Below are 25,439 nucleotides of genomic sequence, written 5' to 3'. Positions count from 1 at the left end.
CCGGTAAAGGTCTGCCATTATCCGCGATGGCAGGCCTTTATCATCCTTGATGTTCACATGGCATGGCTGATGCAAATAGGCTAAACTGGCGGCCTCATTGGCGAGCAGGTCTCGCCTGTTCTGTTTTTATAACCAGCATAAGTATTTGATATCCAGTGACCGATCTCAGCCATATCCGTAATTTTTCAATCATCGCGCACATTGACCACGGTAAATCTACCATCGCTGACCGCTTTATTCAGATGTGTGGCGGATTAAGTGATCGTGAGATGGAAGCCCAGGTGCTCGATTCCATGGATCTTGAGCGCGAGCGCGGCATTACCATCAAAGCTCACAGCGTAACCTTGTATTACAACGCGCGTGACGGCAAAACCTATCAGCTCAACTTCATTGATACCCCCGGCCACGTAGACTTCACTTACGAAGTATCCCGTTCGCTGGCGGCGTGTGAAGGTGCTTTGCTGGTGGTGGATGCCGGGCAGGGCGTAGAAGCCCAGTCGGTTGCCAACTGCTACACCGCGATCGAGCAGGGCCTGGAAGTTATTCCGGTACTCAACAAGATGGATTTGCCGCAGGCAGAGCCGGATCGCGTTGCCCAGGAAATTGAAGACATTATCGGCATCGATGCTACCGAAGCGGTGCGCTGTTCGGCCAAATCCGGCATGGGTATGGAAGATGTGCTGGAAGAGCTGGTGCGTCTGGTTCCGCCACCGGTGGGCGATGTCAATGCACCGCTGCAAGCGCTGATTATCGATTCCTGGTTCGACAACTACCTTGGCGTTGTGTCGCTGGTGCGGGTAAAGCAGGGCACCTTGCGGGTAAAAGACAAAATCATCACCAAAACTATCGGCAAGGCACAGATTGTTGACGGTGTGGGCGTATTCAGCCCGAAACCTACCCAGTTAAAAGAACTCAAGGCCGGTGAAGTAGGCTTTGTGGTTGCCGGCATCAAAGACATTCACGGCGCGCCGGTGGGCGATACCATCACCCACGCGCAAACCCCGGACGTGGCAGCACTGGAAGGTTTCCAGAAAATCAAGCCGCAGGTTTACGCGGGTATGTTCCCGCTCAGCTCTGACGACTTTGAAGACTTCCGTGAAGCCCTGGCCAAGTTAACCCTGAACGATGCTTCGCTGTTCTACGAGCCGGAAAACTCTGACGCACTGGGTTTTGGTTTCCGCGTCGGTTTCCTCGGCATGTTGCACATGGAGATCATCCAGGAACGACTGGAGCGTGAATATGATCTCGACCTGATCACCACCGCGCCTACCGTAGTGTTTGAAGTGGTCAAGCGCGGTGGCGAAGTTATCTTTGTTGATAACCCCTCCAAATTGCCTGATCCTGGCGCGATTGAAGAAATGCGCGAGCCGATCGTTGAAGCGAATATTCTGGTGCCGCAAGAACACCTCGGCAACGTGATTACGCTCTGCATTGAAAAGCGCGGCGTCCAAAAAGATTTGCAGTTCACCGGCTCACAAGTATCGGTGCGTTACGAGCTGCCGATGAACGAAGTCGTAACCGACTTCTTTGACCGTCTCAAATCGGTAAGCCGCGGTTTTGCCTCGCTGGATTACAGCTTTGTGCGCTTCCAGGCGGCGAATCTGGTGCGTCTGGATGTACTGATCAACAGTGAAAAAGTCGATGCGCTGGCGATCATTGTGCACCGCGACAAATCGCACGGCATGGGTCGCGCACTCACTGAAAAGATGAAAGAGCTGATCCCTCGCCAGATGTACGACGTGGCCATTCAGGCGGCGATTGGTGGCCAGATTGTTGCCCGTTCTACCGTTAAAGCTTTGCGTAAAGACGTAACTGCAAAATGTTACGGCGGCGATGCAACGCGTAAGAAAAAGCTGCTGGAAAAACAAAAAGCCGGTAAAAAACGTATGAAGCAGGTAGGCAGCGTGGAAATTCCACAAGCAGCCTTCTTTGCCGTGTTAAAAATTGATAGCTAACGCCTGACTCGAACCGGCCATGCCCGTTGTATCGGTGTCAGGCCGGCAGCGGGTACCTTGAAGGAATTTTCATGAATATCAATTTGCCTCTCATTTTGACTCTTGCGGTATTTATAACCGGCCTGATCTGGTTGTTTGACGCACTGGTCTGGGCGCGTCCACGGAAGGCGCGAGTTGAAGCGGTTGATCAGCAATTTGCTGATTTCCTGGCGCAACCGGTACCGGCTGAAACGGCCGATACGGCGAGCAAAACCCAATACGAAAACCGCAAGAAATCCTATGAAAATGCCCATAACTCGGCCGCTTGGCAGCCGGGTTTTGTTGAATTCAGTCGCTCCTTTTTTCCGGTGCTGCTGCTGGTTTTTGTATTACGCTCCTTTATCGCCGAGCCTTTTCAAATTCCTTCCGGCTCCATGGAGCCAACGCTGGATATTGGCGATTTCATTCTGGTTAACAAGTTTACCTACGGTATCCGTTTGCCAGTGCTCAACAAAAAAATCATCTCGGTCAATGATCCGCAACGCGGTGACGTGATGGTGTTTTTCCCGCCGCATATGCCGGAAACCTACTTTATCAAGCGGGTGATCGGGTTGCCGGGCGATGAAATTGAATACCGCAATCACGAATTGTTTATTAACGGCGAAAAAGTTGTGGAATCAGGTTCAGAGCTTCTGCCGGCCGGTAGTCCGTATTTTCGCCGCGTTCAGGAAACCATTGGTGACAAAACCTTTACCACCAACAAGAATCTTATTCCCGGTCAGTTAAGCGGTGAGCCGCGTCGCGGTTTTGCTGGCAAATGGAAGGTGCCTGCCGGTTATTACTTTATGATGGGCGATAACCGCGATCACAGCTCCGACAGCCGTGAATGGCTGTTCGTCAGTGAAGACGCCATTGTGGGCAAGGCATTCGCTATCTGGATGCACTGGGATTCACTGTTCAGCATCCCGTCGTTTGATCGCGTAGGCAAAATTGAATAATTGCGGATTGATATCTTAAAAAGGATGGCAGGTACCGAGATGAGAACGTTAAAAAAACAACAGGGATTAGGCTTGCTGAGCTGGATTCTGGTGTTGATTATTGCCGGTTTCTTTTTGTTGTGTGCTTTTAAAATTGTTCCTCTTTACGCTGAAAACCGTTATGTGGTCAGCGGTCTTCAATCGCTGGCGGACGCAGGTTCGCCACTTGAAGAAATGTCTGATATGGAAATCAAACGTAAAATGGCCAACTTCTACATGATCAACAATGTGCGAAGTGAAGGGCCAAAAAATATTGAAATTCAACGCGACGCGAAAAAATTGATCGTCAAAATTGATTACGAGTCGCGCGTGACTTTATTTGACAATGCACCCTTTATTCGAACCCTGGATGTCGTTGTGGTGTTTAAAAACCACCTCGACAGCAGCCGTCCGAATCAATGCTGCACACCGGTTAGTGAGTAAGTGTGGAATCATTAAAATACCATCGTTTGCAGCAGCGTCTGGGTTACACCTTTGTTGACCAGAAAAATTTGCAACTGGCGCTGACGCATCGCAGCCACGGTGCTACCAATAATGAGCGTCTGGAATTTCTTGGCGACTCCATTTTGAATTTTGTTATCGGTGAGGCTTTGTTCAAAAAGTTTCCCGAGGCAAAAGAAGGGCAGCTGAGCCGTTTGCGCTCACAGATGGTGAAAGGGGAAACCCTGGCTCATCTGGCCAGAGAGTTTGCTTTTGGTGAATGCCTGGTGCTGGGCGAGGGTGAAATGAAAAGTGGCGGTCACCGTCGCGATTCCATTCTGGCCGATACCGTAGAGGCCATTATTGGTGCCATTTATCTGGAAGCGGGGCTGGACAGCTGCCGCGACCGCTTGCACAGCTGGTACGCAGAAAGGCTGGCGGCCTTGTCACTGGAAACTACCGTGAAAGACGCCAAAACCCGTTTGCAGGAGCATTTGCAGTCATTGCAAAAGCCGTTGCCGGAATACAACATTGTGGATGTTAATGGTGAGGCGCATGCTCAACTTTTCACAGTGGAATGTAAAATAGCTACACTTTCACAGTCTGCTACGGCGCAAGCCAGTAGCCGCCGCGAGGCGGAAAAGCAGGCTGCTGCTGCCGTTCTGGCCCGACTGGGCCTGTAACCCGTTTTTTCTGTTTATTCCGATACAGGGCGCATCATGCCAAATTCTTCCGAACAACCATCCCGTTGTGGTTATGTGGCCATTGTCGGTCGTCCGAACGTTGGCAAATCGACCCTGTTGAATCATTTGCTCGGGCAAAAGATCAGCATTACCTCGCGCAAGCCGCAAACTACCCGTAACAACGTTACCGGTATTAAAACCGAAGGTAATGATCAACTTATCTTTGTCGATACCCCGGGTTTGCACCTGAACCAGCCCAAAGCCATTAATCGCTACATGAACCGTGCCGCCAGCACTGCCATGAAAGACGTGGATGCGATTGTCTTTGTGGTGGATAAATTGCAGTGGACCGATGAAGACGAAATGGTCGCCCGTCAGCTTGAGCACGTAAAGTGCCCGGTCATTCTCGCGGTGAATAAAGTCGATCAGCTGGAAGATAAAGAAGTGCTGCTGCCGCATTTGCAGATATTGTCGCAGAAGATCAATGTTGCCGAGATTATCCCGTTATCCGCTTTGCGTGAAATCAACATTGATCGGCTTGAGCAGTTGCTATTAAGTTACATGCCGGAAAGCGTTCATTTGTTCCCGGAAGATCAGATTACCGATCGCAGCTCACGTTTTATGGCAGCAGAAATTGTGCGCGAAAAAATCACCCGCCAGTTGGGTGACGAACTGCCTTATCAGATGGCCGTGGAAATTGAAGAATTCAAACACGATGGCAATCTGCTCACCATCTCTGCGCTGATTCTGGTGGAGCGTGACGGCCAGAAGCGAATTTTGATTGGTGATCGCGGCGAACGTATCAAGCTGATCGGCCAGCAGGCGCGCCTGGATATGGAAAAATTGTTTGAAAGTAAAATCATGCTTAACCTGTGGGTCAAGGTGAAATCCGGCTGGTCAGATGACGAGCGTGCCTTGCGCAGCCTGGGTTATAACGATTTCCAGCAATGATCGCCCGTCAGGAATTTTTGCCTGCCTATATTATTCATACACGACCTTACCGTGACACCAGTGTGCTGGTGGATTTTTTCACCGAATCACTGGGGCGGGTCACCGCCGTAGCGCGCGGCGTTCGCCAACAAAAAAACCGCACCCGCTCGCTGCTAACGCCTTTTTCGCGTTTATTAATAACCCTGCACGGCAAACAGGATCTCAAGTTGCTTACCGCGGTTGAGGCGGATAACCGTTTTTTCTCCTTGCAGGCCAATTATCTTTTCAGCGGTTTTTACGTTAACGAATTGCTGTTGCGATCGCTGCCGGAGCTGGACCAGCACCCGGAACTGTTTGCCGTTTATCAAACCACCTTGCAACACTTGCACGAACAACAGCCGCTGGAAGCGGTGTTGCGTTGTTTTGAGTTGGCCTTATTAGCAGATGCCGGTTACGGGCTTGATTGTGAGAATACGCTGGACACCGGTGATTTGATTCACGCCGACATGCCTTATCTGTTTTTGCAGCATGGTTTTTCGGCTGCGGCCGGTTACGTGCCCGAGGAGCAATGCATACCGGGCCGGGTGATTCAGGCTATTGCCCGACGGGATTTTTCTGATCCGCAAGTGCGCGTTGTTGCCAAAAAACTGTGCCGGCAATTGTTGAAACCCTTGCTCGGTTCGCGGCCCTTGCACAGCCGCGCTCTTTTCTCTTCACCTGCCTCCTGATTGCTGTTATTTGTTGGGGGAAAGCCCAAACAGCGCATCAATATCCTTACCTTTCGCCCACAACAAAATGTCTTCAATGATCAGATTCAGTGAGGCAATCACTTCTTCGGTCTGATTGTACTGTTTGGCTTGTAACAGTTTGTCCAGCAGGCTACTGATTTTTTTCAGGCGGGGCACACCGCAGTAACAGCTGCTGCCATACATGCGATGGACGCGTTCCTCCAGGTGTAAAAAATCGTTATCGCGGAAAGCCTTATTGATGTCGGCCAATTCGGACGGCAGGTTTTCGAGCAACATTTTTAACATGTCCCGCGCCAGTGCCGGTTTGAAGTTGGCTAACTGCAAACCCAGCGCGATGTCGACGGTTGCCAGATCATCCGGAGCCTGGGTAACCGCCGGGAGTAATGGCGGCGCGGAACGATTTGATGTGGCAAGTGAGCCGGCATCTTTTTTACCGCTCATAGCCGTCCAGCGGGAAATGATATGCGCCAGTTGATTTTCACTCACCGGTTTGCTGACACAATCATCCATGCCGGCGATCAACAGCTCGGATTTTTGTTCCGTCATGGAATGCGCGGTAAGAGCAATAATGGGCGTGCGCTCTTTGTCGCTTTCGGTTTCGCGAATGCGGCGGGTGGTTTCCAGTCCGTCCATACCGGGCATTTGTATATCCATAAAAATAATATCGAATTTGCCCAGTTCGCACAGTTCCAGCGCCTGCTTGCCGCTGGATGCCGTAACCACTTTGGTGTTCAGCCCGCGCAGCAGTTCAGCGGCCAATTGCAGGTTGGCGGCATTGTCGTCAACAATCAACACCGAAATGGCAGAGCGGAAGGGAATCGCATCGGTGTTGTTATCCAGCGGACGGGCTTCGCGCACCTGAATATTCAATTGTCGGCTGACGGCTTGCTGCAAACTGTCAACCGTGACCGGCTTGTTGATAACCGTTAAACGGGGATTATCCGCCTGATTTTTAAACTGTCGCTGGTGTGTGGTGGTGCAGCATACGATCACATCGCAACCGAATTCGACTTCAAATTGTTCGATTAAATTTTGCAGAAAAATCGGTTTTATTTTGCGGTCTTCCGGTGCTATATCGAGAATAACCAGCGAGAAGGCCTGAGGCGTGTTATGCGCCTGCCGCAGCACCGGGAAGATGTCGTGAATGGTGGTGATGCTATGGCAGTGCGCCTGCCAGCGGTGCAGCATACCGGTGATCTGGGCATTTACCTGGGGGTTTTCGCCACACACCAGAATATGCTGTTCCTGCACATTGAATGCGGCATGAATAGGCTGACGTTTGTCGATACCCAGTTTCGCGGTGAACCAGAAAACAGAGCCTTTTTCCGGTTCGCTGTCCACGTCAATTTCGCCGCCCATCCGCTCTACCAGCCCTTTACAAATAGCCAGGCCAAGGCCGGTGCCGCCGTGCTCCCGTGAGCTGGAATTATCGACCTGGGCGAAGGCTTTAAATAAGCCTTCTTTTTGTTCGTTTGACAGGCCAATGCCCTGATCGCGAACTTCGACCCGAATAACCACCTGGCTTTCTGTTTTGGAAACCAGCCCGATGTTGATAACGATATTGCCTTTGGGGCTGAATTTGATGGCGTTGCTGGTGAGGTTGGAAAGAATTTGTTTGAAACGTAGCGGGTCGCCCAATAAACAGGCGGGAATTTCCTGATCAATATAATTGATCAGCTGAATATGTTTTTCATGTGCATCCGGCGCGAGTATGTGCAGCGTCTCTTCAACGACCCGGCGCAATTGCAGTGGCGCGTAATCGAGGGTGAGTTTTCCGGCTTCAATTTTGGAAAAATCGAGAATGTCATTGATGATGGTTAACAGGTTTTGCGCCGAGTCGCGGATGGTGTTGAGGTAATCGCGCTGCTGCTCGTCCAATTCGGTTTTCAGGGTGAGGTTGGTGAAGCCCAGAATGCCGTTAAGCGGAGTACGAATTTCATGGCTGGTGTTGGCTAAAAATTCCGATTTGATGCGGCTGGCTTCCAGCGCCTGTTTGCGGGCGATGTCCAATTCGATATTTTGAATCTCGATGGTTTCCAGGGTTTCGCGCAAGTCCTCGGTGTATTGATCCATATGCAGTTGCATATCATCCCGGGTGACTTCCATGCTGCTGCCGACGTTATTCACCGCGGCGGCCAGCTCGGTAAATTCGCGGGACTGCTGGGTATCTACCCGGGTGTGCAATTTTCCGGCGGCCAGTTTTTGCACCACATTGCGGATGTGACCCAGTGGTTGGGTAATTTTTTCGTGCAAACGCACTGCCAGCACCGCAGCCAGAATGAGGCAGAGCAGGGTGACCAGAATGGTAATCAGCAGGGTTTCGTAACGTATTACCAGAAAGGGTGAGGTGAGCAATTCGAGTTCAAGGCGGCCGATCATGGCGTCGTTGTCATCAACCACCGGGCTGGAAAAACGGATCGACTTGGCGGTGTTTTGCTCGTGAGGTTCCTGCCAGTCGGTTTTTGCCGCTTCGGTAAGCGGAAAAAAAACCGGGCCGGCATGCCAGGTTTTGTCATCAGCCAGTGTGTGCAGTGACACCGCACGAACAAAAGGCTCTTCCAGAGAGGCGTTGAGTATGGATTGCACCATATTGCGGTCGTTCTGCGACAAGGCGTACTGGCTGAGCTGCGCCGTTTTCAGCGTCAGCATACTACCGCGGTGAGAGACAAACTTGTTCAGCTGGGAAATGTAAAGATAACTGAGGGTGGCCGAGAGCAGTAAGGTAATCGCCAGCGATGGGATCAGAATAAGGCGCCAGACTTCCTGTTTGAGCGTTTTGTGTGCCATAGCATGACAAGCCGTAATAGATTAGGGTTTTTACCGAAGAAGACCATTATTATGTGAGTTTCACCATATTACAATCAGCGCTAGAATAGCCGCCTTTGGCAGCTTGCCGCTGATGGTTGACCGAGGATTTTATGGACTTTCCCACAATAGAAGCGTTTGTTGGTAACACACCTCTGGTGCGCTTGCAGAGACTGCCCGGAGAAACCAGCAACACCCTGTTGGTAAAGTTGGAGGGTAATAATCCGGCCGGGTCGGTAAAAGACCGTCCGGCCTTGTCAATGATTCGTCAGGCAGAGCTGCGCGGTTACATTCAACCGGGTGACACGCTGATTGAAGCAACCAGCGGTAATACCGGTATCGCCCTGGCGATGGTTGCCGCCATCAAAGGCTATCCGCTCATCCTTATCATGCCCGACAATTCCACCGCAGAGCGCAAAGCTGCCATGGCCGCCTATGGCGCGCAATTGATTCTGGTAACGCCGGAGCAGGGCATGGAAGGTGCGCGCGATCTGGCGCTGCAGTTGCAAGCGGAAGGTAAAGGCAAGGTGCTGGATCAATTCGGCAACAAGGATAATCCGCTGGCTCATTATGAATCTACCGGCCCGGAAATCTGGCAGCAAACCGCCGGCACCATCACCCATTTCATCAGTTCGATGGGCACCACCGGTACCATTATGGGCACCTCGCGCTACCTGAAAGAGCAGAACCCCGCTATCCGCGTTATCGGTTTGCAACCTGACGAAGGCGCCAGTATTCCCGGTATACGCCGCTGGCCACAGGCTTATTTGCCGGCTATTTATGATGCCGCACGGGTGGATGAGGTGGTGAGCATGTCACAGCGCCGCGCTGAAGACACCATGCGCGCATTGGCGCAGCGCGAAGGTATTTTTTGCGGTGTTTCCTCGGGTGGTGCTGTTGCAGCAGCGCTGGATCTGAGTCAACGGGTAGATAATGCCACCATTGTTGCCATTATCTGTGATCGCGGCGACCGCTACCTTTCTTCCGGTATTTTCAACGTCTGATCAAAGTTCCGGCGAATAATTCGCCGGCGCCAACCGGTCTTACTTTCTTATCAGGACTTCCGCCAGACGGAAGCTCACGCAACCGTTCGGATATCACTATGAGTCGAGGTAAGCAGGGGGGCAGCAACGCCCGCCCGGGTAGTCGTTTTATATCATCGTCGCGCAATAGCGCGCGAACCAAAGGCGCTGGTGCAGCGCGTTCGCCCGTCAATCAAAAATTGGGTGAGTTCACCATTGAGCGCATGGGGCACGATGGCCGCGGCATCGCCAACTGGCAAGGCAAAACACTGTTTATTGATGGCGCCTTGCAAGGTGAAACCGTTTCGGCGCGTTTGCAGCAGGATCATGCCCGTTATGCAGAAGCGGTTGTGGAGAATCTGCTGGTCAGCTCGGCGGAGCGCCAGACGCCGGTGTGTGAGCATTACCATCAATGTGGCGGCTGTCAGTTGCAGCATTGGCAACCGGCGCATCAACTGGCATTCAAACAAGCCACCGCTCTTGAGCAAATGAAGCGTTGGGGCGGGCTGGAGCCGGCGGAGGTTTTACCCGCGATTGTTTCTGCATCGGAAGGTTACCGCAGCCGCGCCCGCCTGGGGGTCTGGTATGAAAATGACGGCACCGTCACCCTGGGTTTTCGCCAGCGGCAAAGTAACAAGCTCACCCCGATCAGCAACTGTGTGGTGCTGGAGAAATCCCTGAATTCACTGATTGCGCCGCTACAGAACTGGTTGGCTGTTGAGCACAGTGCGCGTGCCGTTACCCATATTGAGCTGCTTGCCGGACAGGGCGAGACGATGGTAATCCTGCGTCACACCCGTACGCCGGGCGAGCGTGACTGGCAGGGTTTACGTCTGTTGGAAGAAAATCTCCAGTGTCGTATTTGCGTTGATGATGGCTCCGGCGTTCTAAAAGATTTGCAAGGGCAGGCAATAGACCCGCGATTGTTCTATTATGCGGATGAAGCCTTGCCGCCACTCGCCTGGCATCCGCAAGACTTTACCCAGGTTAACCGTGCGGTGAATCGTCAGATGGTCGCTCAGGCGATTGATTTATTGGCGCTGCGGGGCAAAGAAAGGGTGTTGGACCTGTTTTGCGGAATCGGTAATTTCACGCTGCCACTGGCGAAGCATTGTGCCGAAGTGATCGGGGTGGAAGCGGTAGAAAACATGGTAGAGCGCGGGCGCGAAAATGCGCAGCGCAGCGGTGTGGAAAATGTCCGTTTTATCGCCGCCGATCTCACCCGACTGTCGGTTCGGCAATTGCAGCAGCAATGCGGCAAGATTGATGCGGTCTTATTGGATCCGCCGCGCGATGGCGCCAAAGAGATCCTGATGAATATTCGGCAACTGGGGGCCAAAAAATTGGTCTACGTCAGTTGTAACCCGGCCACTCTGGCACGCGATGCGGCCATTTTGGCGGAGGCCGGTTATACGCTGGCCAGGCTTGGTGTTATGGATATGTTCCCTCATACGGCCCATGTGGAATCCATGGCGTTATTTGTGTTGAATAAAAAGTAGTCAGATTATGGTTAAAGTCCGCGCTGATCATCCTGTCACCCCGGAAGGTACCGTCGATATCCCTGCATGGATTGAGCGTCTCGACGGTGCTGCCAATCAAACAGAAGCCCACCGGCTTGAGCTGCAAACCGCCTGTGAAACCAGTGCGGCGGCGGTGTCGGTTAAAAGCGATGCGGTGCACAACTGGGGCGTGGATGCCAACTGCTTTCAAATCGGCCTTGAAATGGCCGAAATTCTCTCCGACTTGCAACTCGATAACGATGCGCTGGTTGCTGCTGTGCTTTATCGTGCGGTACGCGAAAACAAAATTGCTCTGGCTGATGTGCAGCGAAAGTTTGGTGAAACTGTCGCCAAGCTGATCAAAGGTGTGCTGCAAATGGCGGCGATCAGTTACCAGCGCGGCGATGACGACGAGCGGGTACTGGGCCACGAAGCCGAAGTACAGGCCGAGCGCATTCGCAAAATGCTGGTGGCCATGGTGGACGACGTTCGCGTAGCGCTCATCAAACTGGCCGAAAGAACCTGTGCCATTCGTTCGGTAAAGTCTGCCAGTCTGGTCCGCCGCCGTCAGGTTGCGCGGGAAGTTGCCGATATCTATGCACCGCTGGCGCACCGTTTGGGCATTGGTCATATCAAGTGGGAACTGGAAGATCTTTCATTTCGTTATCTTGAGCCGGAAGAATACAAAAAAATCGCCTCGCTGCTGGATGAACGCCGTCTTGCCCGTCAGGAATATATCGACAACATGCTGGCCTTGTTGCGCGGCGAATTGGTTAATGCGGACATTGAGGGTGAGGTAAGCGGTCGCGCTAAACACATCTACAGCATCTGGCGAAAAATGAACCGCAAGGGTATCGATTTCTCCCAAGTGTACGATATTCGCGCGGTGCGCATCCTGGTACCGACGGTGCGGGATTGTTATACGGTGCTGGGTATTGTGCACAGTTTGTGGCGAAATATTCCCCACGAGTTTGATGACTACATCGCCTCGCCGAAAGAAAACGGCTATCGCTCGCTGCACACCGCGGTGATGGGGCCGGAAAACAAAGTACTGGAAATTCAGATTCGCACCTTCGCCATGCACGAAGAATCCGAGCTGGGTGTTTGCGCCCACTGGCGCTACAAGGGCACCGATCTGGATACCTCCGAGCGTGGTTACGAACAGAAAATATCCTGGTTGCGTCAGGTTCTTGAATGGCATGAAGAGCTGGGCAGTGACAGCCTTGAGTTAAAAGATGACCTGCGCAGCGTCGATGAAGACCGTATTTATGTTTTCACCCCCGATGGCCACGTCGTCGATTTGCCGAAAGGTTCAACGCCGCTCGACTTCGCTTATCGTATTCACACCAATGTGGGCCACCGCTGCCGGGGTGCCAAGGTCAACAATCGTATTGTGCCCTTGACCTACCACTTGAATAACGCTGATCAGGTTGAAATTCTCACCGGAAAGCAGGACGCACCAAGCCGGGACTGGCTGGTGCCGGCGCTCGGATTTGTAAACACCGCCCGTGCCCGTGCCAAGGTGCAACACTGGTTCAAGTTGCAGGCGCGTGAACAGAATATTTCTGAAGGCCATGCCTTGCTGGAGCGGGAATTCAAACGTCTGGCGCTGGGCGATCTCGACCACAATGCCCTGATCAAAAGAATGCGCTTCAACACCCTGGATGATCTTTATGCATCGGTTGGCGCGAACGACACCAGCGTCGGCCAGGTGCTGCATGCGGTGCAAAAACAACTGGCAGAAGCCAACCCGGCACAACCGGTTATTCCGTTGCGGGCAAAGTCGCCGGAACGGAAAAAAGATTCCGATTTTTATATTGAGGGCGTGGGTAATCTGCTAACCCGGATAGCCACCTGTTGTAACCCGGTGCCAGGCGACGCGATTACCGGCTATATCACGCTGGGGCGCGGTGTTTCCATTCACCGTCAGGATTGTTCCAACGTATTGCAGCTGCAAGCGGATGACCCCCAGCGCATTATTAAAGTGGAATGGGGGCATACGCCGCAAAGTTCCTATTCGGTGGATATCATTATTGAAGCCTACGACCGTTACGGTTTGCTGAAAGATATTACGGCATTGCTGGATAACGAGCGCATCAATATCAGCGCCATGCAAACCATTTCGGACAAAAAGAAAAACACCGTGGATATGCAATTTACGGTTGAAATTCGCAGTTTTGACGAGCTGAGTCGTATTCTGTCGAAATTAAATCAGTTGCCGAATATTGCATCGGCGCAACGCAAGCATTGATGAATGCGAATGGATACCCTGGTATGAGCGAGACAGGTTACACCCTGGATGATTTGTTATATTTAATGGCTCGCTTGCGCGATCCGCAAACCGGTTGCCCCTGGGACATCAAACAGGACTACGCCAGCATCGCGCCTTCCACTATTGAAGAAGCTTATGAGGTGGTGGACGCGATTGAAAAACAGGACTTCGGTCATTTAAACGAAGAGCTGGGCGATTTGTTATTTCAGGTGATTTTTTACGCGCAAATTGGTAAGGAAGAGCAGCGGTTTGATTTTTCTTCCATTGTGTCCAGTCTGGTAGAAAAACTGGTGCGGCGTCATCCGCACGTTTTCCCGGAAGGTACGCTGCAAAGCCAGGTTAGCGACCGTCATAATTTGCCGGACGATATCAAACAGCGCTGGGAAATTATCAAGCAGCAGGAGCGTGCCTCCAAAGGAGCGCACGGTGTGCTGGATGATGTACCGGTGAATTTTCCTGCCTTGAGTCGCGCTGCCAAATTACAAAAACGTGCGGCCAATGTCGGTTTTGATTGGGAAAATATTCATGGCCCACTTGCCAAAGTGCGTGAAGAGCTGATTGAAGTAGAAGAAGCCCTGGAGCAAAACGATAGCGAGCATCTGAGCGAAGAGCTGGGTGATTTGTTATTTGCGGTGGTGAATGTAGTCCGTTATTTGAAAGAAGACCCGGAAGCGGTATTGCGCTCGGCAAATCGCAAATTCGAAAAGCGCTTTCAATATATAGAGCAGCAGTTGGGTGATCAGCTGAAAGCAGCCGATATTGACACCATGAATCGCCTTTGGGATGAAGCAAAAACACTCAAAATATCCTGAAGCTCTATATCTAAATAAAAAGTCTGCGAAAGCCCGACAAGAGATCTTGTCGGGCTTTTTTGTATTTTCCATTTCCTCGAAAGCTCACCTGGTGAGTCTGCCTGCCAAATCCTGTCGAAAGTGTTTGACGCGCTCATCGGAGCAGCTTATATTTAGATAACTATCTAATTAGGTGGCTATCTTAATATGATTGAATCCAACAGTGCCTTCAAGGCCATCGCTGACCCCGCACGGCGGGAAATTTTGCGGCTATTACGCGAAGGTGAAATGACCGCCGGGGATTTGGCCGCAAAGTTTGATATGAGCAAACCCACTATGTCGCACCACTTTGCGGTATTGGTGGAAGCTGACCTGATTACGCGCCGTCGCGATGGACAAACCATCTGGTATGGCTTGAATACCACGGTGCTGCAAGACGTTGTTAGCTGGATGATGGACCTCACCAATACCCCGAGGAGTAAAAAATGAAATCACGTTTTATTGCTTTTTGTCTTGTTATGATTGCAGTGGTTTGTGCGGTTACCGGGTATTTTTGGCAGACCTTACCTGAATATATTCCGCTGCATTGGAACTATTCCGGTGAGGTGGATAGCTACGAACGTCGGGAATTGTTGTGGCTACTTGGTCCCGGGTTGATGGCGATTATGATGCTGATTGCTTTGTTGATGCCCTACCTTTCACCACGGCGCTTTGAAATTAAAAAATTTGAAGCCACCTGGTGGTATTCAATGGCTATCATCGTAGCTATGCCAGCTTACATTTATAGCCTGGTGATGATTTCTGCTCTGGGTGGAGAAGTGTCTATGAAACAGGCGCTGCCGGCCGGACTATTTGCCATGATGATTTTGCTGGGAAACCCGCTGGGTAAAGTGCGCAAAAATTTTTTCCTGGGTGTTCGCACTCCGTGGACGTTGAGTAATGACCGCGTTTGGTACGCAACCCATCGCCTTACTGCCAAATTAATGGTCACCAGTGGTGTATTGGGGCTAACCGGTTTGCTGCTTGGCGTCTCCAACTGGATGTTGCTGGTATTACTTTTTTGTTGGGCGCCGGTGGCGGTGATTTTCTCGCTGGTTTATTACAAACGCCTGGAAAAGAGCGGTAATCTTGAACCGCGTTAATTATCGAGTGAGGTGGCCAATGCGCACACTAATAACCTTTGTAATCCTGATGTATTGCACCTTTGCCAATGCTGCGGCACAGGATGGCAAGCACGGAGATGAAAATCTCCAAAACAGCTTGAGCGTGAGTGAAGGCGACCAGGCGTTGTTGCAGCCAGTGGATCACTCAGGCATTGGCGCAACACAGGAGCTGGTAGCGACAATTTCTGCATTTGGCATTCGCTTGTTTGAAGCCCTGATCATTTTTGCCGCTGCACTGATTGAAGCGGTAGTGATATTCTTGGGCGCTGTGATCAAAGCGTTGATCGTTTTTCTGGTTGCACTTTAAGTCGCCAGCCTGCATAGGTGCGTTAGTGAGGCAGAAGCTTTCTCAATTGCTAACTTTGCAAGGTTGAGTTTTTGCCGGAATCTATCGAAAAAAACGCCGCTGACATAATTTGCCAGCGGCGTTTTTTATTCAGTCTTCATCGTAAGGGCGGTAATCTATGGCGGTGATGTACCAGATTTCTTCGCTATCGGCTTTTCTCAGGGTTATTTCATCATCCAGTGATTTTTTCAGCACGGCGGTAGCCAGCGGTGAGTCCATGCTGATTTTACCTTTGCTTACATCAAACTCATCCGGGCCGACAATTTGCCATTGTTGTTCGTTGCCGTCTTCGTCTTCCAGTGTTACCCATGCACCGAAATAAACCCGGTTTCTATCTTCCGGTAAACGATCTACCACGGTTAATACTTCAAGACGTTTGGTAAGAAAGCGCACCCGGGAATCAATTTCGCGCAGGCGTCTTTTGCCGTAAATGTAATCGCCGTTTTCCGAGCGGTCACCGTTTTTTGCTGCTTCGTGAACCACCTGCGTGACTTGCGGGCGCTCGACTTTCCACAGCTGCGTCAGCTCTGCTCGTAAACGTCTTGCACCGGCCTCGGTAATGTAGGCGGAACTTTGCGGACGGGGCGGGCGCCAGCGACTCATGGTGTTACCTCGGTTAAATCTTCAATGGTAATGGTGTGAATATCGTCCGGTAAGGGCAAATCGAAAACCTTGCCGTAAAAATACCATTCGGTTTCCATCGCCCTCACAATATTATCGCTCTGGCGAAAGCCGTGGCCTTCGTCGGCAAAGGTAACGTAAGCGCGAGGAATTTTATGTTGCGCCATCGCGGCCAGCATCTGTTCGGCCTGATCCGGCGGTACGATTTTATCCTGTAGCCCTTGCAGAAAAATAACCGGGCATTGCAGTTTTTCCGTATGAAACAGCGGGGAGCGCTCACGATAGCGTAATTGCTCCGCAGGCCAGTTACCCACCAGCGAATCCAGATAGCGCGACTCGAATTTATGCGTGTCGGTGGTCAGGGTTTCCAGGTTGCCAATGCCATAGAGACTGGCACCGGCTTTAAAATACTTGGTAAAGGTGAGTGCCGCGAGTACCGTGTAACCGCCGGCGCTGCTGCCGCGAATAGCAATTTTTTCCCGGTCGGCTTTTTGTTGTTGTACGAGAAATTCGGCGGCGTTCACCACGTCTTCTACATCGGCAATGCCCCATTGTTGCTTGAGCGCATCACGATAAGGACGGCCATAACCGGTGCTACCGCGATAATTAACATCCACCACAGCAAAACCGCGTGTTGTCCAATATTGGATTTTCGGATTGAAGGCAGCGCTGGTGGCACCGGTAGGTCCACCGTGGCACATCACTAACAGCGGCGGCAAAGCACCCTCGGGCAGGGTGATATCCGGGTTGCAAGGCGGGTAATAAAAAGCGTGGGCTTCTGCCCCTGCGGTGGTGGGGAAGCTGATGCTTTGTGCCTGCGAGATATATTTATCTGCGAGAGGTTTTTCATTGTTGGCAGGGTAGCATTGCTGAAGCTGTTCGGTTGCTGCGCGCCAGCTAAACAACGCCGGTGCCCCGGTAGCGCTGGCGCCGATAAAAGCAGCGGTATTATCACCAGCGGTCACCGCCGAGATATCGTTTAGCCCGGTATTTAATGTGGTGAGTTGCCGGTTGGCAATAGAGAGCCTGGCCAAAAACCAAAGCCCGTCGCGGGTGTAAGTGCAGATCAGCTCCCCGGTATTGAGAAAGCCAAACGTTGACATGCCGTATACCCATTGCGGCGTAGCAAATTCTGCTGCCATGGGGCAGAGCGCTTCAATAGCTTTCTGGTGGTAGCGATACAAATTCCACCAGCCGCTGCGGTCTGACACAAAAAACAAATCGCCATCCGGTGACCATTGCGGCTGAAACACCGACTCCCCGGCACCGCCGGCAATCTTTTCCGCCGTGTGTGGCAGTCCTTTTTCATCCAGCGCTGCCAGATAGCAGGTAGTAGCATCCCAGGGCATGTCAGGGTGGTTCCATGCCAGCCAGCTCAGGTATTTGCCATCGGGCGACAGGCGAGGGTTGCTGTAAAAATCATCGCCTTTGACCAGTACCTGGCAATCACCGGAAGCGTCGAGTGGTAGCGCAATAATTTCACAGCGAGGTTCTTTGGGCTGATAATCTTCGCGAACGCAAATCAACCGTTGGCGCTCTTCATCCACGCTGAAATCGGCGTAACGATAAGGCCCCTCTGCGGTGAGCGCTGTTAATTGCCCGTTTGCGAAACGGTAAACGCGCTGGTCATGATCGAGTACGGCATAAATAACGCCGTTATGAATAATCCATGGCGCACCGCCATATTCGTTGGCGCGGGTACGCACGCTGCAATCTTCTGGCAAAATGTCTTCAATTTGGCCTTGTGCCGACATTTTAACCAGCGCGTTGCGGCCTTTTTGGTGCGGGCGGGTTTCCAGCCAATAGAGGTTGCCATTTTCCAGACGCGGCTCTGCCAGTCGCAGTGAGAGTGTGGTTAATTGCTGTGCAGAAAGTGGTGAAGGCCAACTGCCAAAGGGTATGTTGCTACCAGAGTTATGCATGGGAATTTTTTTACCGGTTAAATCCATAAGCGGATTATTCTGCCCTGGTTGGGCGCAGGCTGCTACCTGATGAAAACTCTTGATGGGAATTGGTGTTGATGTCAGAAAAAAATAATCGCTTTGGCCCGGACGCGTTGCGTCGCTGTTTGCCGCAAGATAAACCCGGCGGGCGCTATCTGGTGGCGTTCAGCGGCGGTCTGGATTCCCGCTGTTTGCTGGATGCGCTGTTGAAAAGTGCCCCGGCCTATGAGGTTGTTGCGATTCATGTGCACCACGGTTTATCAGCCAATGCGGATGTCTGGAGTCGGCATTGTGCTGCGGTTTGTCATCAAGCGGGTGTTCGTTTTATCGAAGAAAAAGTCCGAGTTATTAACACCGGAAAAGGCATCGAAGATGCGGCTCGCGAAGCGCGCTATGCAGCCTTTGCACGGCATATGGAAACCGGTGATCATTTGTTAATGGCACACCATGCCGATGATCAGGCAGAAACCCTGTTGCTGCGGTTATTGCGTGGCACTGGCGCCAAAGGTCTTGAAGGCATGTCACAGCAGCGCGCTTTTTCCAGCGGCATCATCTGGCGGCCATTGCTGGGATTCTCGCGGGCTGCGCTGGAAATTTATGCCGGTCAGCAGGCATTGCACTGGGTTGAAGACGAAAGTAATGCCGACAGCCGTTACGACCGCAATTTTTTGCGTAATAACATCTTCCCTTTGTTAAACGAGCGCTGGCCGGATTTTGCCTTGCGTTGGCAGCAAACCGCCACCCATGTTGCCGAAACCAACCAGCTTGCCGACCTGGCGGTGCAACAGGTTTTCCCGTCGCTGCAGCCTCGTCCGGAAAAATCCGGCGCCAGTATCAATGTGTCGGTGTTGCAGCAGTATGCGCTGGCAGAGCGCAATGCGCTGTTGCGCTATTGGAGTGAGCTGCTGGGGCTGGATGCGCCCGGTGCACAGCCGCTGGCTATTTTGCATCAACACTTGCAACAAGCTCAGCCAGACCACAACTTTGAATTATGCTGGGGTGGGGCGGTGTTAAAGCGTTTTCAGCAGCGGCTTTATTTATATTCCAATGATGCCTGGCAAAACCTTCAGGTGATAACGCCAGGGCAGGAAAGTACGTGGGATTTATCCCTCGCCAGCCACCATCAAATTCCCGTGTTTGCCGGTATGCAGTTATGCTTTGAGGCGGTGAACGCTGCTGGCGCTGATGGTTGCCTTGCCGCGCGTTATCCGCATATCCGCATAGATCGACGGCAGGGCGGCGAGCGTTCACATCCGCATTACCGTGCCCACTCGCAAACCCTGAAAAAATTGTTGCAGGCTTCGGATATCGAACCCTGGTGGCGGGACCAGATACCGCTGCTGTTCTCGGAAGACGGCCAACTGTTGGCGGTGGGTGATTTGTGGGTTGAAAAAAGCGCAATGGCCGCCATCGGTGAGCCGGGGTGGCGAATTTTCTGGCGCGAAACTGCAAATTCGGTCTGAATTGATGGATTTGTGTGCCGCTTTTGAAGGCACCTTTTCGTTGAGCGTAAACAGGTGTTCTGGTAGACTGGCGCCCCGTCCTTATTGGTAAAAACCGGCCACCCGGGTTTACCCGCGCTTCTTGTACTGCTCGACTACATTCACAAGGCTTCAAATGACTCGTTATATATTCGTAACAGGCGGTGTTGTATCGTCTCTTGGTAAAGGTATTGCTTCAGCATCTCTGGCAGCAATCCTTGAATCCCGTGGCCTCAAGGTCACGATCATGAAACTGGATCCTTACATTAATGTGGATCCGGGTACTATGAGTCCTTTCCAGCACGGTGAAGTATTTGTGACCGAGGACGGCGCAGAAACCGACCTTGATCTCGGCCATTACGAGCGCTTTATCCGTACCAAAATGACCCGTCGTAACAACTTTACGACCGGCCGGGTTTACGAAACCGTACTGCGCAAAGAGCGCCGTGGTGATTACCTCGGCGGTACTGTTCAGGTTATTCCGCACATCACCGATGAAATCAAGCGCCGTATTATCGAAGGCGGTCGCGATGTCGATGTAGCGCTGGTAGAAATCGGCGGTACGGTCGGTGATATCGAGTCGCAACCCTTCCTTGAAGCGGTTCGCCAGTTAAAAGTGGAACTGGGCCCGCGCCATTCCTTGTTGATGCACCTGACGCTGGTGCCTTACATTGCAACCGCAGGCGAAACCAAAACCAAACCCACCCAGCACTCGGTAAAAGAACTGCGCTCTATCGGCTTGCAGCCGGATGTGCTCCTGTGCCGTTCCGAGCGACTGGTGGATGAAGATTCACGCCGTAAAATTTCCCTGTTCACCAACGTTGCCGAACGTGCCGTTGTGCCCTTGCCGGATGCGGAAACCATTTACGCCATTCCGCGTTTGCTGAATGAATTTGGTCTGGACCAGATCGTGGTTGAGCAGTTTGGTCTTGAGTGCAAGCCGGCAGACCTGAGCGAGTGGGACAAGGTGGTTGAAGGCAAACTTCACCCCACCAAACACGTCACCATTGCCATGGTCGGCAAGTACATGGAATTGCTGGACGCTTATAAATCATTGACTGAAGCCTTGACCCACGCCGGTGTTCACGCTTCAACCAAAGTGACCATTCAATATATTGATGCCGAGCGTGTTGAAAACGAAGGCATCGAGATTCTCAAATCAGCCGATGCCATTCTGGTGCCGGGCGGATTTGGTGAGCGCGGTGTAGAAGGCAAACTGCAAGCCGTGCGCTACGCCCGTGAAAATAAAGTGCCGTACCTCGGTATTTGTCTCGGTATGCAATCGGTCGTTATTGAATTTGCTCGCAACGTATTGGGCCTGAAAGGCGCCAACTCTACCGAGTTTGACAAGAATGCACCGCACCCGGTGATTGGTTTGATCACCGAGTGGATTTCTGCTGACGGTGCGGTAGAGCGTCGTGATGAAAGCTCCGACCTCGGCGGCACCATGCGTTTGGGCGCACAGGAATGCCGTCTGGTTTCCGGCTCCAAAGCACGCGAGATTTACGGTGACGATATTATTGTTGAGCGCCACCGTCACCGTTACGAAGTGAACAACAACTATGTTGATCAATTGCAGCAGGCCGGTTTGCGTATCGGTGGCTGGTCCGCTGACGACACTCTGGTTGAAGTGGTTGAAATTGCCGATCACCCATGGTTTGTGGCCTGTCAGTTCCACCCGGAATTTACCTCCACGCCCCGTGATGGTCATCCGTTGTTCAGCAGCTTCGTAGAAGCCGCGGTTGCCAACAAAAAGTAAATGATCCCTTAAAAAGCATGCAGCCATCTGTGTGCTTTTTTCACTTTTCAGAGTGAGAATTTCGTGTCAGAAAAACAGGTAAAAGTTGGGCAAATCAACGTTGGCAATTCGCTGCCATTCGTATTGTTTGGCGGCATGAATGTGCTGGAATCCCGTGACATGGCCATGCAAGTGGCTGAAGCTTACGTGAATGTGACGCAAAAGCTGGGCATTCCTTACATTTTCAAAGCGTCTTTTGACAAAGCCAATCGCTCCTCCATTCACTCCTACCGTGGCCCGGGTATGGAAGAAGGCCTGAAAATTTTTCAGGAAATCAAACAGACGTTTAATGTCCCGGTCATTACCGATGTGCATGAAATTGATCAATGCCAGCCGGTAGCCGAGGTTTGCGATATTATTCAATTGCCGGCATTTCTCGCGCGCCAGACCGATCTGGTGGCGGCGATGGCCGCGACCGGTGCCGTTATCAATATCAAAAAACCGCAATTTCTCAGCCCCGGGCAGATGAAAAACATCGTTGAAAAATTCCGTGAATGCGGTAATGACCAGATTATTTTGTGCGACCGTGGCACCAGCTTCGGTTACGACAACCTGGTAGTAGACATGCTGGGTTTCCGCACCATGAAAGATGTGAGTGGGAACGCGCCGGTTATTTTTGATGTCACACATTCGTTACAATGCCGTGATCCACTGGGTGAAGCCTCCGGCGGGCGCCGTCATCAGGTGGCCGAACTGGCGCGAGCCGGTCTTGCAGTGGGCATTGCCGGTCTGTTCCTGGAAGCGCATCCGGACCCGGACAACGCAAAATGCGATGGCCCCAGCGCCTTGCCGCTGTCGCAATTGGAGAATTTTTTAGTACACATGAAAGCTGTGGATGATGTGGTAAAACAACTGCCACCTCTCGATATTCGTTAATTGTTGAAACTGGAGTTAAAGAACTGATGAGCAAGATTGTTGATATTAAAGCGTTTGAAATTCTGGATAGCCGTGGTAACCCGACTGTAAGCGCCGAAGTTATTCTGGAAGATGGTTCGGTTGGTTCTGCTGCTGCCCCGTCTGGCGCTTCTACCGGTTCACGTGAAGCTTTGGAGCTGCGTGACGGTGATAAATCCCGCTACCTGGGTAAAGGTGTATTGAAAGCGGTTGATAATATCAACAACACCATCAAGCCGTTGCTGGTTGGCAAAGATGCTGTTAACCAGCGCGAGCTGGACAACATTATGTTGGCTGCTGATGGCACCGACAACAAAGCCAAGCTGGGCGCCAACGCCATTCTGGCGGTATCTCTGGCAGCTGCAAAAGCGGCTGCCATTTCCAAAAAAGTACCTTTGTATGCACACATTGCTGACCTGAACGGTACGCCGGGCAAATACTCCATGCCGGTTCCGATGATGAACATCATCAACGGCGGTGAGCACGCTGACAACAACGTAGACATCCAGGAGTTTATGGTTCAGCCGGTTGGCGCCAAAACTTTTGCTGAAGCGCTGCGTGTTGGTGCGGAAATTTTCCACAGCCTTAAAAAAATCCTGCACGATAAAGGCCTGAACACTGCCGTAGGTGATGAAGGTGGTTTTGCGCCAAACCTGCCATCTAATGAAGATGCATTGAAAGTTATCGCTGAAGCTGTTGAAAAAGCAGGCTATAAACTGGGTGATAACGTAACTTTGGCTTTGGACTGTGCTTCTACCGAATTCTACAAAGACGGTAAGTACGATTTGGCTGGCGAAGGTCGCGTATTCACCACCAACGAATTCTCTGACTACCTGGCTGACCTGGCTAACAAATACCCGATCATCTCTATCGAAGACGGTAAAGACGAAAGCGATTGGGACGGCTGGGCTGACCTGACCAACAAAATCGGTCACAAAATCCAGTTGGTGGGTGATGATCTGTTCGTAACCAACACCAAAATTCTGAAAGAAGGCATCGACAAAAAGATCGCCAACTCCATTCTGATCAAGTTCAACCAGATCGGCTCTCTGTCCGAAACCCTGGACGCGATCAAAATGGCTCAGGACGCTGGTTATACCGCGGTAATTTCTCACCGTTCCGGTGAAACCGAAGACACCACCATTGCTGACCTGGCGGTAGCAACGGCTGCTGGCCAAATCAAAACCGGTTCTCTGTGCCGCTCTGACCGCGTATCCAAGTACAACCGTCTGCTGCGCATCGAAGCTGAGCTGGGTTCTGCTGCGGCACCTTACCGCGGTCGTGCAGAATTCAAAGCCTGATTTTTCTGCTTTAAAAACAGACAAGCCGCTTGCCGGCTGTCTGTTGGAACAACAGGGACGTTGTTTTCATGCCTGCTTTTTTTGTGATTACCCTCCGCTCGCGCGTTTGAAAATCTGACGCCCTTCCCGCTATTACCAGTCTCATCTACCTTCACCCCGAGAGTATGGTGTAACATAGCCTCCCTTTTTCGACAGAATTGATTCCGATGAAGTGGATTTTCGGCACTTTATTAATACTTTTATGCGCCCTGCAATACCGTTTGTGGGTGAGCGAAGGAAGCCTTGCTGACGTTCAGCGGCTGGAGTCGGAAATTACCGTACAACAGACCGAGAATGATCGCCTGCGTGAGCGCAACCGGGTTCTTGAGGTTGAAGTTGAGAATCTGAAAAGCGGCCTCGACTCGATTGAAGAGCGTGCGCGTAGCGATATCGGTATGATTGGCGAAAATGAAACTTTCTTCATGGTATTAAAAGAAAAGAAAAAATAATGCCATTGATCTTTATCCGCGTGTTTCTGTCCCGATTATCCTGATGATGAATTCTTCTGCTTTGCCATCGCCATCCGCCTGCTGGATTATCGTTCCGGCCGCAGGGATAGGCGCGCGTATGAATGCCGATATTCCCAAGCAGTATTTATCCCTGGCGGGTAAAACCGTGCTGGAGTGGACGCTGCAACGCTTGCATCAGGTGCCGGACGTTAAAGGCATTGTGGTGGCTATTCGCGATGATGATAAACACTGGCCCGCGCTGGAACTATCCCGCCTTTATCCGACATTGACCGTGGTTGCCGGTGGTGACGAGCGTCATCTCTCTGTGCTCAATGCATTGAATGCCCTCCGGTTGCAAGCTGACCCGGATGACTGGGTGCTGGTTCACGATGCGGCGCGTCCCTGTATTCACCTGACAGATATTGCGGCCCTGCGCCACCACCTGCAAAGCCATGCGGTGGGTGGTATTCTGGCCACGCCGGTCAGCGATACGTTAAAAAGCGTGGTGGAATCCCGCTGTATAGAAACCACCCTGGACCGTTCGGTTTTGTGGCAAGCGCAAACACCGCAACAGTTTCGCTACGGTTTATTGCGTGACGCATTACTGGCAGCGCAACAACACAATCACCTGGTAACCGATGAATCTTCAGCGCTTGAGCGTGCCGGTTACCAGCCGTTGATCATTGAAGGTCGACGGGACAATCTTAAAATTACCCGGCCGGAAGATCTCGCGTTGGCCGGCTGGATTTTGCAGCAACAGGAAACAGCACAATGAGAATTGGCCACGGCTACGACGTACATGCATTTGGTGAAGGTGACAAAATCGTTATTGGCGGTGTGGTTATTCCCCACGATCATGGGCTGATTGCCCATTCCGATGGCGACGTGCTGTTGCATGCGCTGTGCGATGCCTTGCTCGGCGCAGTTGCGCTGGGTGATATTGGCAAGCATTTTCCCGATACTGATATGCAGTATCGCAATGTCGACAGTCGTTCGTTGTTGCGCATGGTGTATGCCAAGGTGATGGCCAAAGGCTGGTGCCTGGAAAACGCCGATATGACCATCATTGCCGAAGCGCCGCGTATGGCCAACCATATTCCTCACATGGTGCAAACGATTGCTGCCGATCTGCAAGCTGATGTTGAACAAATCAACGTAAAAGCTACCACCAGTGAAAAAATGGGGTTTGTCGGTCGTAAAGAAGGCATCGCCACCCACGCCGTAGTCTTGCTACGCCGCCGTTAAGCTTCTTCTCTCTTTCG

Annotated in this window: 23 protein-coding genes; 20 read left to right on the top strand and 3 right to left on the bottom strand. The window is 51.9% G+C overall.

Annotated elements, in window-relative coordinates; translation table 11 throughout:
* Positions 1 to 155 precede the first annotated feature (155 nt).
* The 6 genes from lepA to recO all read left to right on the top strand — a co-directional run bounded on the left by lepA (position 156) and on the right by recO (position 5,732).
* Positions 156 to 1,955 carry a translation elongation factor 4 gene (lepA, locus tag C4F51_RS12440; protein ID WP_193910253.1) on the top strand — a complete coding sequence of 600 codons (1,800 nt, stop codon included), beginning with the start codon at positions 156 to 158 and terminating at the stop codon, positions 1,953 to 1,955.
* A gap of 71 nt (positions 1,956 to 2,026) precedes the next feature.
* Positions 2,027 to 2,932 (top strand): signal peptidase I, encoded by a 906-nt coding sequence (lepB, locus tag C4F51_RS12435; protein WP_193910251.1) that lies wholly within the window; start codon positions 2,027 to 2,029, stop codon positions 2,930 to 2,932.
* Between the two features lie 39 nt (positions 2,933 to 2,971).
* Positions 2,972 to 3,394: a DUF4845 domain-containing protein gene (locus C4F51_RS12430; RefSeq protein ID WP_235992331.1), complete on the top strand. Its 423-nt coding sequence runs from the start codon at positions 2,972 to 2,974 to the stop codon at positions 3,392 to 3,394.
* Between the two features lie 2 nt (positions 3,395 to 3,396).
* Positions 3,397 to 4,074: a ribonuclease III gene (rnc, locus tag C4F51_RS12425; RefSeq protein ID WP_193910248.1), complete on the top strand. Its 678-nt coding sequence runs from the start codon at positions 3,397 to 3,399 to the stop codon at positions 4,072 to 4,074.
* Between the two features lie 36 nt (positions 4,075 to 4,110).
* A complete protein-coding gene (era, locus tag C4F51_RS12420) occupies positions 4,111 to 5,025 on the top strand; it encodes a GTPase Era (RefSeq protein WP_193910246.1) in 915 nt (304 codons plus the stop codon).
* Positions 5,022 to 5,732: a DNA repair protein RecO gene (gene recO, locus C4F51_RS12415; RefSeq protein WP_193910244.1), complete on the top strand. Its 711-nt coding sequence runs from the start codon at positions 5,022 to 5,024 to the stop codon at positions 5,730 to 5,732. The genes era and recO overlap by 4 nt, the downstream gene beginning before the upstream one ends.
* A 6-nt stretch (positions 5,733 to 5,738) precedes the next feature.
* Here recO and C4F51_RS12410 read toward each other — a convergent pair whose 3' ends face one another.
* Positions 5,739 to 8,540, bottom strand: coding sequence for a response regulator (locus C4F51_RS12410; protein WP_193910242.1), 2,802 nt, complete (start codon positions 8,538 to 8,540; stop codon positions 5,739 to 5,741).
* Between the two features lie 131 nt (positions 8,541 to 8,671).
* Here C4F51_RS12410 and cysM point away from each other — a divergent pair, with 131 nt between their 5' ends.
* The 7 genes from cysM to C4F51_RS12375 all read left to right on the top strand — a co-directional run bounded on the left by cysM (position 8,672) and on the right by C4F51_RS12375 (position 15,612).
* Positions 8,672 to 9,562 carry a cysteine synthase CysM gene (cysM, locus tag C4F51_RS12405; protein ID WP_193910240.1) on the top strand — a complete coding sequence of 297 codons (891 nt, stop codon included), beginning with the start codon at positions 8,672 to 8,674 and terminating at the stop codon, positions 9,560 to 9,562.
* A gap of 98 nt (positions 9,563 to 9,660) precedes the next feature.
* On the top strand, positions 9,661 to 11,079 hold the full coding sequence (gene rlmD / locus C4F51_RS12400) for a 23S rRNA (uracil(1939)-C(5))-methyltransferase RlmD (protein ID WP_193910238.1): 1,419 nt from the start codon (positions 9,661 to 9,663) through the stop codon (positions 11,077 to 11,079).
* A gap of 7 nt (positions 11,080 to 11,086) precedes the next feature.
* Positions 11,087 to 13,330 carry a GTP diphosphokinase gene (gene relA, locus C4F51_RS12395; RefSeq protein ID WP_193910236.1) on the top strand — a complete coding sequence of 748 codons (2,244 nt, stop codon included), beginning with the start codon at positions 11,087 to 11,089 and terminating at the stop codon, positions 13,328 to 13,330.
* Between the two features lie 23 nt (positions 13,331 to 13,353).
* A complete protein-coding gene (gene mazG / locus C4F51_RS12390; protein WP_193910234.1) occupies positions 13,354 to 14,163 on the top strand; it encodes a nucleoside triphosphate pyrophosphohydrolase in 810 nt (269 codons plus the stop codon).
* A 186-nt stretch (positions 14,164 to 14,349) separates the two neighbouring features.
* Positions 14,350 to 14,631 (top strand): autorepressor SdpR family transcription factor, encoded by a 282-nt coding sequence (locus tag C4F51_RS12385; protein WP_193910232.1) that lies wholly within the window; start codon positions 14,350 to 14,352, stop codon positions 14,629 to 14,631.
* Positions 14,628 to 15,284, top strand: coding sequence for an SdpI family protein (locus tag C4F51_RS12380; RefSeq protein WP_193910230.1), 657 nt, complete (start codon positions 14,628 to 14,630; stop codon positions 15,282 to 15,284). The genes C4F51_RS12385 and C4F51_RS12380 overlap by 4 nt, the downstream gene beginning before the upstream one ends.
* Positions 15,285 to 15,303: 19 nt before the next feature.
* Positions 15,304 to 15,612 carry a hypothetical protein gene (locus tag C4F51_RS12375; protein WP_193910228.1) on the top strand — a complete coding sequence of 103 codons (309 nt, stop codon included), beginning with the start codon at positions 15,304 to 15,306 and terminating at the stop codon, positions 15,610 to 15,612.
* A 129-nt stretch (positions 15,613 to 15,741) separates the two neighbouring features.
* Here the strand turns inward: C4F51_RS12375 and greB are convergent, their stop codons facing one another.
* The gene (gene greB / locus C4F51_RS12370; protein ID WP_193910226.1) at positions 15,742 to 16,254 is read right to left on the bottom strand and encodes a transcription elongation factor GreB; all 513 of its coding nucleotides are present in this window, start codon (positions 16,252 to 16,254) and stop codon (positions 15,742 to 15,744) included.
* Positions 16,251 to 18,194 (bottom strand): S9 family peptidase, encoded by a 1,944-nt coding sequence (locus C4F51_RS12365; protein ID WP_193910224.1) that lies wholly within the window; start codon positions 18,192 to 18,194, stop codon positions 16,251 to 16,253. The genes greB and C4F51_RS12365 overlap by 4 nt, the downstream gene beginning before the upstream one ends.
* 98 nt (positions 18,195 to 18,292) lie before the next feature.
* On the opposite strand from C4F51_RS12365, the gene tilS reads away from it, so the two are divergent.
* The 7 genes from tilS (at position 18,293) to ispF (ending at position 25,422) form a co-directional block, all read left to right on the top strand.
* On the top strand, positions 18,293 to 19,678 hold the full coding sequence (tilS, locus tag C4F51_RS12360) for a tRNA lysidine(34) synthetase TilS (protein ID WP_193910222.1): 1,386 nt from the start codon (positions 18,293 to 18,295) through the stop codon (positions 19,676 to 19,678).
* Between the two features lie 154 nt (positions 19,679 to 19,832).
* Positions 19,833 to 21,455 carry a CTP synthase gene (locus tag C4F51_RS12355; protein ID WP_193910220.1) on the top strand — a complete coding sequence of 541 codons (1,623 nt, stop codon included), beginning with the start codon at positions 19,833 to 19,835 and terminating at the stop codon, positions 21,453 to 21,455.
* Positions 21,456 to 21,518: 63 nt separating this feature from the next.
* Positions 21,519 to 22,370: a 3-deoxy-8-phosphooctulonate synthase gene (gene kdsA / locus C4F51_RS12350; protein ID WP_193910218.1), complete on the top strand. Its 852-nt coding sequence runs from the start codon at positions 21,519 to 21,521 to the stop codon at positions 22,368 to 22,370.
* A gap of 26 nt (positions 22,371 to 22,396) precedes the next feature.
* Positions 22,397 to 23,689, top strand: a complete 1,293-nt coding sequence (gene eno / locus C4F51_RS12345) for a phosphopyruvate hydratase (RefSeq protein ID WP_193910216.1) — start codon at positions 22,397 to 22,399, stop codon at positions 23,687 to 23,689.
* Between the two features lie 206 nt (positions 23,690 to 23,895).
* Complete coding sequence (locus tag C4F51_RS12340) at positions 23,896 to 24,177, top strand: septum formation initiator family protein (protein WP_193910214.1); 282 nt, start codon at positions 23,896 to 23,898, stop codon at positions 24,175 to 24,177.
* A gap of 43 nt (positions 24,178 to 24,220) precedes the next feature.
* Positions 24,221 to 24,952, top strand: a complete 732-nt coding sequence (ispD, locus tag C4F51_RS12335; RefSeq protein WP_193910212.1) for a 2-C-methyl-D-erythritol 4-phosphate cytidylyltransferase — start codon at positions 24,221 to 24,223, stop codon at positions 24,950 to 24,952.
* Positions 24,949 to 25,422, top strand: coding sequence for a 2-C-methyl-D-erythritol 2,4-cyclodiphosphate synthase (gene ispF / locus C4F51_RS12330; protein ID WP_193910210.1), 474 nt, complete (start codon positions 24,949 to 24,951; stop codon positions 25,420 to 25,422). The genes ispD and ispF overlap by 4 nt, the downstream gene beginning before the upstream one ends.
* The last annotated feature ends 17 nt before the right edge of the window (positions 25,423 to 25,439 follow it).

The sequence above is a fragment of the Cellvibrio polysaccharolyticus genome, from assembly GCF_015182315.1.
In the GTDB taxonomy this organism is placed as follows: domain Bacteria; phylum Pseudomonadota; class Gammaproteobacteria; order Pseudomonadales; family Cellvibrionaceae; genus Cellvibrio; species Cellvibrio polysaccharolyticus.
This window is presented reverse-complemented; position numbering and strand designations above follow the sequence as displayed.

Bases quoted from the DNA above. Each gene is read 5' to 3' on its own strand.
- lepB (WP_193910251.1), top strand. From the start codon at position 2,027: ATGAATATCAATTTGCCTCTCATTTTGACTCTTGCGGTATTTATAACC.
- C4F51_RS12430 (WP_235992331.1), top strand. From the start codon at position 2,972: ATGAGAACGTTAAAAAAACAACAGGGATTAGGCTTGCTGAGCTGGATT.
- era (WP_193910246.1), top strand. From the start codon at position 4,111: ATGCCAAATTCTTCCGAACAACCATCCCGTTGTGGTTATGTGGCCATT.
- recO (WP_193910244.1), top strand. From the start codon at position 5,022: ATGATCGCCCGTCAGGAATTTTTGCCTGCCTATATTATTCATACACGA.
- C4F51_RS12410 (WP_193910242.1), bottom strand. From the start codon at position 8,540: ATGGCACACAAAACGCTCAAACAGGAAGTCTGGCGCCTTATTCTGATC.
- cysM (WP_193910240.1), top strand. From the start codon at position 8,672: ATGGACTTTCCCACAATAGAAGCGTTTGTTGGTAACACACCTCTGGTG.
- rlmD (WP_193910238.1), top strand. From the start codon at position 9,661: ATGAGTCGAGGTAAGCAGGGGGGCAGCAACGCCCGCCCGGGTAGTCGT.
- relA (WP_193910236.1), top strand. From the start codon at position 11,087: ATGGTTAAAGTCCGCGCTGATCATCCTGTCACCCCGGAAGGTACCGTC.
- mazG (WP_193910234.1), top strand. From the start codon at position 13,354: ATGAGCGAGACAGGTTACACCCTGGATGATTTGTTATATTTAATGGCT.
- C4F51_RS12385 (WP_193910232.1), top strand. From the start codon at position 14,350: ATGATTGAATCCAACAGTGCCTTCAAGGCCATCGCTGACCCCGCACGG.
- C4F51_RS12380 (WP_193910230.1), top strand. From the start codon at position 14,628: ATGAAATCACGTTTTATTGCTTTTTGTCTTGTTATGATTGCAGTGGTT.
- C4F51_RS12375 (WP_193910228.1), top strand. From the start codon at position 15,304: ATGCGCACACTAATAACCTTTGTAATCCTGATGTATTGCACCTTTGCC.
- greB (WP_193910226.1), bottom strand. From the start codon at position 16,254: ATGAGTCGCTGGCGCCCGCCCCGTCCGCAAAGTTCCGCCTACATTACC.
- C4F51_RS12365 (WP_193910224.1), bottom strand. From the start codon at position 18,194: ATGCATAACTCTGGTAGCAACATACCCTTTGGCAGTTGGCCTTCACCA.
- tilS (WP_193910222.1), top strand. From the start codon at position 18,293: ATGTCAGAAAAAAATAATCGCTTTGGCCCGGACGCGTTGCGTCGCTGT.
- C4F51_RS12355 (WP_193910220.1), top strand. From the start codon at position 19,833: ATGACTCGTTATATATTCGTAACAGGCGGTGTTGTATCGTCTCTTGGT.
- eno (WP_193910216.1), top strand. From the start codon at position 22,397: ATGAGCAAGATTGTTGATATTAAAGCGTTTGAAATTCTGGATAGCCGT.
- C4F51_RS12340 (WP_193910214.1), top strand. From the start codon at position 23,896: ATGAAGTGGATTTTCGGCACTTTATTAATACTTTTATGCGCCCTGCAA.
- ispD (WP_193910212.1), top strand. From the start codon at position 24,221: ATGATGAATTCTTCTGCTTTGCCATCGCCATCCGCCTGCTGGATTATC.
- ispF (WP_193910210.1), top strand. From the start codon at position 24,949: ATGAGAATTGGCCACGGCTACGACGTACATGCATTTGGTGAAGGTGAC.